This is a genomic window from Rhizobium sp. Root1203 (assembly GCF_001424945.1).
In the GTDB taxonomy this organism is placed as follows: Bacteria; Pseudomonadota; Alphaproteobacteria; order Rhizobiales; family Rhizobiaceae; genus Rhizobium.
On record NZ_LMCW01000050.1, the window covers coordinates 1 to 9,704 of the forward strand.

The 9,704-nt window shown below is 58.0% G+C and carries 10 protein-coding genes and 3 tRNA genes; 3 read left to right on the plus strand and 10 right to left on the minus strand.

Going from position 1 to position 9,704, the window contains the following annotated elements; all coding sequences use genetic code 11:
- Nucleotides 1-196: 196 nt before the first annotated feature.
- The 9 genes from ASC97_RS27990 to rlmB form a co-directional block, all read right to left on the minus strand.
- Nucleotides 197-715 carry a hypothetical protein gene (locus ASC97_RS27990; protein ID WP_057471609.1) on the minus strand — a complete coding sequence of 173 codons (519 nt, stop codon included), beginning with the start codon at nucleotides 713-715 and terminating at the stop codon, nucleotides 197-199.
- Between the two features lie 4 nt (nucleotides 716-719).
- On the minus strand, nucleotides 720-1,493 hold the full coding sequence (locus ASC97_RS27995; protein WP_057471610.1) for an NAD kinase: 774 nt from the start codon (nucleotides 1,491-1,493) through the stop codon (nucleotides 720-722).
- Between the two features lie 218 nt (nucleotides 1,494-1,711).
- Entirely contained in the window at nucleotides 1,712-2,539 is an 828-nt protein-coding gene (locus ASC97_RS28000; protein WP_057471611.1) for a nickel-binding protein, read from the minus strand.
- 727 nt (nucleotides 2,540-3,266) lie between these two features.
- Nucleotides 3,267-4,859, minus strand: coding sequence for an arylsulfatase (locus ASC97_RS28005; RefSeq protein WP_156390487.1), 1,593 nt, complete (start codon nucleotides 4,857-4,859; stop codon nucleotides 3,267-3,269).
- 1,265 nt (nucleotides 4,860-6,124) lie between these two features.
- A tRNA-Thr gene (locus ASC97_RS28010) sits at nucleotides 6,125-6,200 on the minus strand.
- Nucleotides 6,201-6,308: 108 nt separating this feature from the next.
- Complete coding sequence (locus tag ASC97_RS34810) at nucleotides 6,309-6,446, minus strand: hypothetical protein (protein WP_200959556.1); 138 nt, start codon at nucleotides 6,444-6,446, stop codon at nucleotides 6,309-6,311.
- 71 nt (nucleotides 6,447-6,517) lie between these two features.
- Nucleotides 6,518-6,679, minus strand: coding sequence for a hypothetical protein (locus ASC97_RS34815; protein ID WP_200959557.1), 162 nt, complete (start codon nucleotides 6,677-6,679; stop codon nucleotides 6,518-6,520).
- A 72-nt stretch (nucleotides 6,680-6,751) separates the two neighbouring features.
- Nucleotides 6,752-7,450: an AprI/Inh family metalloprotease inhibitor gene (locus ASC97_RS28015; protein WP_057471612.1), complete on the minus strand. Its 699-nt coding sequence runs from the start codon at nucleotides 7,448-7,450 to the stop codon at nucleotides 6,752-6,754.
- 38 nt (nucleotides 7,451-7,488) lie between these two features.
- A complete protein-coding gene (gene rlmB, locus ASC97_RS28020) occupies nucleotides 7,489-8,379 on the minus strand; it encodes a 23S rRNA (guanosine(2251)-2'-O)-methyltransferase RlmB (RefSeq protein ID WP_057471613.1) in 891 nt (296 codons plus the stop codon).
- Between the two features lie 202 nt (nucleotides 8,380-8,581).
- Here rlmB and ASC97_RS28025 point away from each other — a divergent pair.
- Nucleotides 8,582-8,666, plus strand: a tRNA-Tyr gene (locus ASC97_RS28025).
- Between the two features lie 24 nt (nucleotides 8,667-8,690).
- Nucleotides 8,691-8,764 (plus strand) — tRNA-Gly (locus ASC97_RS28030).
- A 72-nt stretch (nucleotides 8,765-8,836) separates the two neighbouring features.
- Here the strand turns inward: ASC97_RS28030 and ASC97_RS28035 are convergent.
- Nucleotides 8,837-9,346 (minus strand): hypothetical protein, encoded by a 510-nt coding sequence (locus ASC97_RS28035; RefSeq protein ID WP_057471614.1) that lies wholly within the window; start codon nucleotides 9,344-9,346, stop codon nucleotides 8,837-8,839.
- 262 nt (nucleotides 9,347-9,608) lie between these two features.
- Between ASC97_RS28035 and ASC97_RS34345 the strand changes: the two genes are divergently transcribed.
- The coding region (locus ASC97_RS34345; RefSeq protein ID WP_133624442.1) for a GTP-binding protein at nucleotides 9,609-9,704 on the plus strand (96 nt) is incomplete at its 3' end.

The window sequence follows — 9,704 nt, forward strand, 5'->3', positions numbered from 1 at the left end:
TCATAAACATCCTCCTATCAGCGTCAGCCCCAGAACGATGTCCTCACTGCAGAATCCGCTTCAGATCGCCAAAATACATTCTGCCAAAGTAGTGCTAGAGCAATTCCAGTAAAAGTACGTAGCGGTTTTGCGTCCGGAAATTGCGTAAAATCAAAAAGATAGAGCGTTTTGCGATTCGAAGAAAAGCGGACATGCTCTAGTGGCTTGATTTCGCGACGGTCACTTCGCCGAACTCGTCGATGATCACAGTCCAGCTATCGGCGTCAGCATCGGGGTCTGTCTTCAGGTAGACCATTGCGAACAGCCCCGGTTCCTTCAGCATGCCGGCCGAGTTTTCCGGGCGGATGTCGGTCACGTAGGGCTTGAGATCGTTCAGTTCCTGCAATTCCACAGTGGACACAATGCTCGGTCCGTCATCGCTTTGAGCAATCTGCTGGAGATAGATCTTGGCGGTCCGATCGGGTTGGCGGACGGCGAAAAGCTTGTAGTAGCCGTGGCGAGCCTTCTGCTGCACGCCGGTTGTCGTCGCGGGTTGCGTTGCAGTCGTCGGAGCGTGCTGAACTGCCGGAGCGCTGCCGTCGTCTTCCCAATAGCCTGTGCTTGTTGCAAAGGTGATGGCGGCGGGAAGGATCGCATCCGGGGTCTCGCCCGCCAGCACGGCCATCGGCCACCCGGCGAGCAGTACTCCGCAGACTACTATTCGTTTCATGTCCATCGCCTCAATCCTCGAATTGTTCGGCGAGGATGCGATCGGACCAGGATCGGTCGGGATCGGAGAGGATGCGCGCCGTCATGTGCTCGGATTGCGCGATGCGGATATGGAGGACCGACTTGACTTCCGTATTGTCCGCGACCGCATTGACCGGCCGTTTTTCGGCTTCAAGAATATGGATGTCCACCGTCACCTTGTTGGGCAGCAGCGCGCCGCGCCAGCGCCGGGGGCGGAAGGCGCTCACCGGGGTCATCGCTAGCAGCGGTGCGTCGAGAGGCAGGATCGGTCCGTGGGCCGACAGATTGTATGCGGTGGAGCCTGCGGGTGTCGCAACCATCAGTCCGTCGCAAATGAGCTCTTCGAGGCGTATCACGCCATCGACCTCGACCCGTAGCTTGGCGGCCTGGTAGGACTGCCGAAACAGCGAGACCTCGTTGATGGCAAGTGCCGTGGAATTCGTCCCGTCCGAATTTGCAGTCGTCATCTCCAGGGGACGAAACGCGTTTTCCACCGCGGCGTTTATTCGTTCCTGCAGGTTCTCGGTCCGATAGTCGTTCATCAGAAAACCGATGGAACCTCGGTTCATACCATAGACGAGCTTACCTGAATTCATTCTGCCATGGAGCGTCTGCAGCATAAAGCCATCGCCGCCGAGCGCCACGATGACATCGGCTTCATCGGCGGGAACGTTGCCGTAAATGCGAATCAGCTCGTCCCGCGCTTCAAGCGCCTCGGTCGTCGGAGAAGCCAGAAAACTCAGCGTCTGAAAGGAGATGCTCATGCAAGGCCCTTTGTGGTGTCCGCCTAGCTAAATGATAATAGGTTCGCGCCACAAGGCAATTTAAGGCGCTAGCCGTTCGCCGGGGCCAGTCAAGCGAGACATCTCGACAATTCGGAGCAAGCGGAGGCAAGGTCGCGTGTCCGCCAGGTGAGCGGCACGCCTCCGCCAGCCGGTGTCGTCGTCGGCCGGGTATCGAGTGATATTGATCTTGTGCCGCCCTAATGGAGATCGGCGCCGGCCCAGTCGCATTGAAAGGCCAGCACCGGCTTGGAAAAACCCTTCAACCGTCGGCGCGTCGCCTGGGCGAAGAGATCGGCGGCGCCGTACTCCCGAAAAATCTTCTCCGACACGAGGATCTGGTCCGTCGACGCTGCCGCGCACAATCGCGCCGCAAGCTGCACGGTGGTGCCGAACAGGTCGTTGCTGTCCTCGACGGGCTCGCCGCAATCGAGTCCGATGCGAACGTGGATCGGCTCGGGGTTCCCGCGGTTGTAGCCCTGGAACTCCTGCTGGATCTCGATTGCACAATCGACGGCCGCCGCTGTCGATGCGAACGTCGCCATGATGCCGTCGCCCGTGTGCTTCACCTCGCGGCCCATGTGATGTCCGAGGGATCGGCGGACCACAGAGTCATGCGCTCGGACCATCTCGGTCGCCATGCGGTCTCCAAGCCGCGATGTCATTTCAGTGGAGCCGACGATATCGGTAAAGAGGATGGCACGGTGGCCGGAATCCACTTCGCCCAAGGATTGTTCTGACGCCGGCTCTGGATCGTGAATTCGTCCTAGAAACGCTTCCACCGCCGACAATGCGACCTCGACAACTTCGCCGGCAACGAAGCCGTGCGCCTCCCGATGTACGCATTGCGCCGTTTCCGCGTCGGGCGCATCCATGAGGCAAAAGGCGTTTCCCCGTCGCTGGTCGAACCAGTAGGTGAGGAATTTGACCCCATAGCGATCCTGAATGCCTAGATCCTTGAGGTGCGCCTCAGCAACTTCGGCTGCGGACGTTCCCGCGAGATCATGCCGGTCCATGAAGATGGGCATCTGCACTCCTCCCCGGGGGTGCCCCGTTCGGAATGCCATTCTACGACCAGGATCGTGCCCCGTCCACTTCTCAGGGAATGCCTGCTCGGCTTCCGCCAATTCTTCGCCATCGACATTCCGGGGGAACAGGTGTCCATAGGTGTCCGTCGTCATGGCGATGGTGCTGCTGGCGAGGCGCTCTTGAACGATTTTGGAAGGCAGTTCTAGGCCACCGTCCTTCCACCCGTTGATGCACCACGACGCATGGAAGTGACGCAAGGCATGCAACCGGTGTTTTCGGAGCGAGCACCAAGTCGCCCTCCTGGTCGACCTCTCCAGTCTCAAAAGCGACGCCCGCGAAAATCCACGAGGGGTTCAGGTGCAGAATGTTGTCGAGCTGCTCGACCTTGCCAGCCCCGTTGGGGAACGCCAACTCCAGCACCAGGATCCGCTCGCCCTCAGCGTCCTACTTGCCGGTGTCTCTTTTGGAGCACGCGAGCTTCCATTCCTTTCGTGCGTTGATCAGCCCTGGATGTTGATCTCGACCGTCTCGCCGGTGGTCAAGTTGAAGCGCACCATATTTGGCTCAAATCCAACAAAATTAACAAGCGGATGTCCAATGAGCACGCTTCCGATTACCGATTGGCTCAGACCTGCGGCATTTGCGCGAACAGGTCGCATGCCAACTTGGCTTCATCTGCCGCAGCTAAAAACGAAGGGGCGGCACTTGGCGCCGCCCCTACTGAAATCAGTTGCCGGTCGGCATCGGAATGGAAAATCCGTCCTTGCCGAGTTCGTCCCGCAGCCATTGGAATTCCTGATATTTCGATATCTCGATCGGACCAGTGTAACTTTGGCTCTGCAGCTTGCGAGGCGGATACTTCACGTAAGTCGCCATGAGCTCCTTTATCGCAGCGCTGATGGTTACCATGGTCCAGGTGCGCTCCGTGTAGTTGTTCATGAAGATATCGTAGCGCTCCTGCGGATCCTGCCACAGGTCGAAGACTTGAGGTACGGTGGCGACGTATTTTTCCGCACCCTTCCATCCGAGGTTTGAATCCACGGCCAATCCTCCGGTTGCCTGGCCGTCATCGCCGCGCAGGTTGAACACGGCCTTGTAATTGCCGACGCGGGCAGCGCCGGGAGAGAGTTCGTTCTCCGTGAAGTAGAACCAGGAGGTACGCTCCGACTTGCCTGTGCCCAAAAGGATGGGCGACATGTCATAGCTGTCGAAGATGATCGGCTGTCCTTCACGATCCTTATCAGGAAGTGCGACGCCTGCGACAGACGCGAACGTCGCCATCAGATCGAGGCCGCCCACGATGTCGTGGTTCTTGCTATAAGGCTTGATCTTGCCTGGCCAGACGGCGATGGCAGGAACACGATTGCCGCCTTCGCGGACCGTGCCTTTTGTACCTCGAAACGGCGTATACCCGGCATCCGGGTATACGTCCTGCCAAGCGCCATTATCGGTGGTGTAAAACACGAGCGTGTTCTTGTCCAAACCGGTCTCGCGGAGTTTATCCATGATGCGGCCGATACGGGTGTCCAGTTCGACGATGCTGTCGGCATATTTCGATTTCGATAGCGACTTATGCTCGAACTCTGGGGCCGGCATATTTGGCTGATGCACCTTCATGAAATTGACGTCGATGAAAAACGGCTTGTCTGACTTCGCCGCGTCATCGAGGAAGCTCAGGGCCGCCTTCTCGACGTAGCTGTCGAAGAACGGAATTCCGACGACGCCTTCGCCGCCGTTGACTGTCGGCGTATCCACATACTGGCCATTGATCTTGAACTCTTCGACAGGCTTTTCACCAGCCTTGCCGGAAAGCGCGCCCTTGGTTACCTTTTGGAACATTGCCCGCAACTTCGGATCCATATCTGGAAACCAGGTCGGGTCGCCGTAGGTATAGGCATTGAGGTGATAGAGTCCGCAGTACTTCATTACGTCGAAACCCTGGGCGTTCGGCAACGCGTAGTCGGCCTCGCCCAAATGCCATTTTCCGGTGAAATAGGTGTCGTATCCACCAAGTTTCAGGACCGATGCAAGGGTCCATTCTGCGGCAGGCAGCCCGCCGCCTTCACCTTGGAATGCCACGGTGGTCATCCCGCTGGGGTTTGGAATCCGCCCCGTTATCATCGCGGCACGGCCTGGCGTGCAGCTTGGCTGAGCATAGAAATCGAAGAACGTCATTCCGCTGTTTGCCAACTTGTCGATATTGGGCGTCGGCATCCCGCGCCCTTCGCCACCACCGTAAGGACCAAGGTCTCCGTAGCCGGTGTCGTCGGATACTATCAGCAGAATGTTCGGCTTCGCTTGCGGCGCGCCTTGCGCCATCGCGAGGCTGGCCGGCACGGCGGCGAACGCAATCAAGGCAGCAGTGGATGCGAGCAGGCTTCTCCGCGTGGCGCTTGCCAGCCCGCTTGTCGGTATTATTTTTGATTCATCGGCCATGTTCAGTATCCTCATCGTTGTGTAACTGACGTTTGGATGACTTGCCTGTGGCTGATCTGTTGCTTTGCGCGTTGACCCATCCGCCATCGCGAACAGCGCCTGATCGTCAGCAGCGGAATACTCAGCCGAAATCAGAGAATGGGATAGCTGAACTAAAGGTCAACCTCAGGGCGAGATTTTTGCGAACACAGGGCGGCGCGTGTAGGGGTGTCGTGGCCACCCAGCAGACAAGGTCGCCTAGTGGCAAAGTGCCTGGACCCATGACGGAAAGCTGCGGCGGGACAATGCGGCAATCTATTCGCTCGATCAATGACCTCAGTCACCGGGCGCCGAGACGACCTGTCTTAGGAGAGTGTATCTCTGGCCACTTCGCAGAGTTGTAACGCTCGCTTCCGCTGGCATAAACAGCGGTCAGTATTCCGGCACTCAAGGCGACGATCGCAGCAATTTTGCAAACCATTCCTGAGGTCTCGCTGATAATCGGTCCGGTGAATAGTCGCGATTTTATGAATAGTCTGTTAACATCGGGTCAACGCACCGAGTGCGCCGACCGGCAGCAGCCCTGTACACGGTTGCATCACCTTCAGAGAAAGAAAAAGGCCGGGACGAAACCTCGTACCGACCTTCCTCGACCCGTCTCGACAACGGCTGCCAGTACATCCGTGGTCAGCAGTCAGAGACGAATTCAATGAGGAAAATGTAACGCATGCAGCGGGGGCGTCAAATGGCCATGGGGCGCCAACGATGGTCCTCGGATCCCGGTTCAGATCGGCACCTCTCCCTGTGGAAATAAACTCTCGCTTCACCACTTTGCCGATTCGACGATAGGCGCCGAGTTGTCGAGCTCGCTCCCGCAATGTCAGCGCTGAAATGTAGATGCCGGCTTCCCCGAACTTAGCGAGGAGGGTGCTGGCGTCAGTGCTGCACCGAGATCGTTCCCATGATTCCCTGTCAATGAAAGCCCTCCTGCGGCTGGACGCGAAATATCCCTGCAGACGGCATGTCGCAATCCTTGTTGCATGGACTAGCCGAAACCTCTTTGAAATCGTTGGAAATCAAAGGGCGTAGCTGCAACACGTTGCGGCACGAAAACGCCGTTTAAGCTATGGTGGAGACTGATTAAGTCTTTGGTTCTGTGGAGAAAATTGTGGTGCCCCCGGCAGGGTTCGAACCCGCGACCCCCTGATTACAAATCAGGTGCTCTACCAACTGAGCTACAAGGGCAATGCCTGCCAAGTAGCAGATTCTGCCGTCCTGTAAAGAAAAAATCAGCGCGGCGTTGATTTCGTTCGTGGAAAACGGAAACCAGATATGCGGAACAGAGACGTGGGTCTAGTTCTGTGACGTCGCGGGTACGCGTGCTTGCAACTGGTCGCCGGCGGCCTGTGCTCCGTTGTCCGACGGAGACATTGCGGCAATGCTCAGCACCGAAACGACCATGACGGCAATGACTGCGATCATTATGCGCACGCGATTTCTCCTTGTTGAACGCCTATCAACGCCACAGGAGAAATTCGGTTCCGATACGTCGCCGAGAACGGTCACTGCGCAGGAGTGGGGATTGGCTCCGTGGGAACCGTTGAGGGCGCAAGCGGATCGCGTTGGTGAAGGGGTTGTGTCTTGTCGATCCAGATGATGCTGAGAGCGATACCGACCAGTATGATGACGAAGAAGATACCAATAAGAAGGGGGCGGACTGCCATATCGGGATCTTCTCTTCGTTGCTCGGAGTGTGAGGGAACGCTAGCGGCCAGTGGCGTCAAATCGGAGGCATCTCATGGCTTCCTGACCATCAGCAGGGGCTTCCCGCCTTCTTCCGGGCTCTTTTGGAAGGAGCCGTCGGGCAGCATGTCCAGGGATATAGAGGCGCCGTCCCTGCTCATAAGGACGATGCCGAAACCCTCGACGTGGAAGACGGCAAGCTTCAGTTTGGCAACGGCAGAGGTGCAGTCTCCGGATGGTGACAGGGGTGCATTGCCGTCCTCGTCTATGTCATCCCCAAGAACCAGCATGCAGAGCTTTTCGCCAGCCGGACGCTGCAGTGTCCAGTTGCCGGCAAGGCTTTTGACGGTTGGCAGTCGATCGACGCCTTTCGGTGCTTCGATCAGAAGCAGCGGTTCGTCGCCTTCCGTCTTCAGCGGCGATCCTTCGTTTTCGATGAACCGCGCAAGAACCTTGCGTGCCGCATCGATGATGATCACACCGCCGTTCTCGTCGAAATTCCAGGAATAGGCTTCCGCAAAGGCTGGCAGCGGCTTGGTGCAGTTTTCTTCGCCGGTGAGCGAATATCCGCCGGTCGCGTTGTCGGTTCCCAGCGCAATGCGACAGCCCGGTGCACCGCTGGCCGGTGCGATCAGGTAGGTTCCTGCCTGCGCCTTGACGATGTCGGCATCGACGTCGTCGGCAAAGGCTGAGCCGCAGGCTAGCAGACCGACGGCGGCCATCGCCGCCGGTGGAAGCGCAAAACGGATCATGACAACTCCCCTCTGTCGCGGCCCGTTCCCGAACCGCCCTATCCCTTCAAATGCAATCTCGCCGCATACATGGCGATGGCCGCTGCATTCGATACATTCAACGACTTGATGGCACCCGGCATGTCGAGCCTTGCGAGGGCGTTGACGGTGTCGCGGGTCTTCTGCCGCAACCCCTTGCCTTCCGAGCCGAGCACCAGCGCAACCTTTTCGCCCGAAAATGCGCTTTCGAGCGGTGCCGGACCGTCCGAATCGAGCCCGATCGTCAAAAAGCCGAGCTTGTGCAGTTCGCCGAGCGCATCTGCGAGGTTGGTGACCTGTATATAAGGAATAAGCTCCAGCGCGCCCGACGCCGATTTTGCCATCACGCCTGATTCCGTCGGGCTGTGACGTTGCGTGGTAATGACGGCGCCGGCATTGAAGGCGACCGCCGACCGCATGATGGCGCCGACATTGTGCGGATCCGTAACCTGATCGAGCACCAGGAGCAGCGGGCTGTTCTTCAGTGCTTCCAGACGGCGGACGGGCAGGGGACGCGTTTCCAGCATCACCCCCTGATGGATCGCCTCGGGACCGAGCACCTTATCGATATCCTGCGGCGACACGATCTCGACGGGAATGCCGAGCGCCTCCGCATCGACCTCAAGCCGGGCAAGCGCGTTCAGTGTCACCGACAGCTTGATCTTCTTCCGCTCTTTGTTTTCGATTGCGGCGCGAACCGTATGGAGGCCGTAGAGATAGACCTGGTCGGGGGCGAGCCCTGGCGGTTTCCAGTCATCGCCACCGCGCTTGCGCTTCTGCTGCAACGGCGTCGGAATTTCGCCGCGTTCGCGCTTTCCGTCACGGTGGGCACGACGCAGGGTAGCATAATGCGTATCCTTGGCGGATTTATCGTCGGCGGCCGTGCCGCCTGTTTTGTTATCTTTGCTCATACCGCTTTATAACGAGGGCGGTTCTTCCCGCATAGGATTTCTTTCGAGGCGGGGCTTTCAACAGCTAATGAATTTTTTCGCGTTTTTTCCATTGTCTTCGTGTTGACATGAGGAAATCGTCCGGTCATATACGCGGCGCAGACCGAGGGGCGGCAACGCTTCGAAGGTCTCGAGCTTGGTCTCACGATCCGGACGAAAAACTGGAGAGATGCCCGAGTGGTTAAAGGGGACGGACTGTAAATCCGTTGGCTCAGCCTACGTTGGTTCAAATCCAACTCTCTCCACCATTCGTCATTGGATCGGACCACCCCGCGGGTATAGCTCAATGGTAGAGCAGCAGCCTTCCAAGCTGAATACGCGGGTTCGATTCCCGCTACCCGCTCCAAGCACCTCAATCAATGTTGCGGAGAACGAATCGACCGCACTGATTCAAGCCGATCGGCTTTGGCAATCCGTTTCACCCCCACAGAAGTACGAAGGGTGATGCGAGGGCAATGATGCCGGCCACCGTCCATCTTGTGCGGCCGTATGTCCTGAGCTCTTCTCTTGAGAGCCACTTTCGGACAGCGAAGAAGCCGATCGCAATGATCGCGCTGTAGATGAGCGCGCGCACGAGGATGGACCAGCCTCCGCCGAAAAGCCCGATGGCAATTCCGAAGCCCGCCAGTGCCCCGAGAATGCCGTATCCGACGTCGAACATCAGTGTCGTCGTGGTTGAAAGCGGAGTAAGCATTTTCGGGAAGGCGATCGCCACCGCCGCGGTCAGGAGCCATATGGCGACGATGGCCTGCAGCGTCGACGAACTGACGATCGATGCTGCAAGCGCCGGAAGACGCTCAGGGGTCGAAAGCCGCAGGAGCTGGGCAACCCAGTCTATCCCTGCCGCGAGTATCCATAGTATAAATGCGCAGGCGGCGAAGATCAGAAAGTTGCTGGCCGACCGTTTTGCGATTTCCTTATGTTCCATTGCGTTCTCCCCATTAACCGCGCTCCACGCGCGACCGAGACAAGTTGTACCATATAATCAGACGGTTGTGCCCTGCCACAGGCAAAGTCGCCAGCGTGCCTTTTGGAGCCGAGGTTGTCGATTGAACGGTTCGTTCCCATATGCGGCTGCAGCAAGGAATAGTGTCCGCAATTAGGTCTTGCGCAATCTCGCCGAAAGCCTTAAACGGCGGCACTAAACCGGTTCGCCGGGGTCACCCATTTCGTTCACAGGAAGCATTCAAATGGCAAAGAGTAAGTTTGAGCGCAACAAGCCGCACGTTAACATCGGCACGATCGGCCACGTTGACCACGGCAAGACGTCTCTGACGGCAGCGATC

What these genes read in the sequence shown, in the direction of transcription:
- ASC97_RS27990 (WP_057471609.1), bottom strand. Translation starts at nt 715, where the DNA reads ATGGACATGAAACGAATAGTAGTCTGCGGAGTACTGCTCGCCGGGTGG.
- ASC97_RS27995 (WP_057471610.1), bottom strand. Translation starts at nt 1,493, where the DNA reads ATGAGCATCTCCTTTCAGACGCTGAGTTTTCTGGCTTCTCCGACGACC.
- ASC97_RS28000 (WP_057471611.1), bottom strand. Translation starts at nt 2,539, where the DNA reads ATGCCCATCTTCATGGACCGGCATGATCTCGCGGGAACGTCCGCAGCC.
- ASC97_RS28005 (WP_156390487.1), bottom strand. Translation starts at nt 4,859, where the DNA reads ATGGCGCAAGGCGCGCCGCAAGCGAAGCCGAACATTCTGCTGATAGTA.
- ASC97_RS34815 (WP_200959557.1), bottom strand. Translation starts at nt 6,679, where the DNA reads ATGGCAGTCCGCCCCCTTCTTATTGGTATCTTCTTCGTCATCATACTG.
- ASC97_RS28015 (WP_057471612.1), bottom strand. Translation starts at nt 7,450, where the DNA reads ATGATCCGTTTTGCGCTTCCACCGGCGGCGATGGCCGCCGTCGGTCTG.
- rlmB (WP_057471613.1), bottom strand. Translation starts at nt 8,379, where the DNA reads ATGAGCAAAGATAACAAAACAGGCGGCACGGCCGCCGACGATAAATCC.
- ASC97_RS28035 (WP_057471614.1), bottom strand. Translation starts at nt 9,346, where the DNA reads ATGGAACATAAGGAAATCGCAAAACGGTCGGCCAGCAACTTTCTGATC.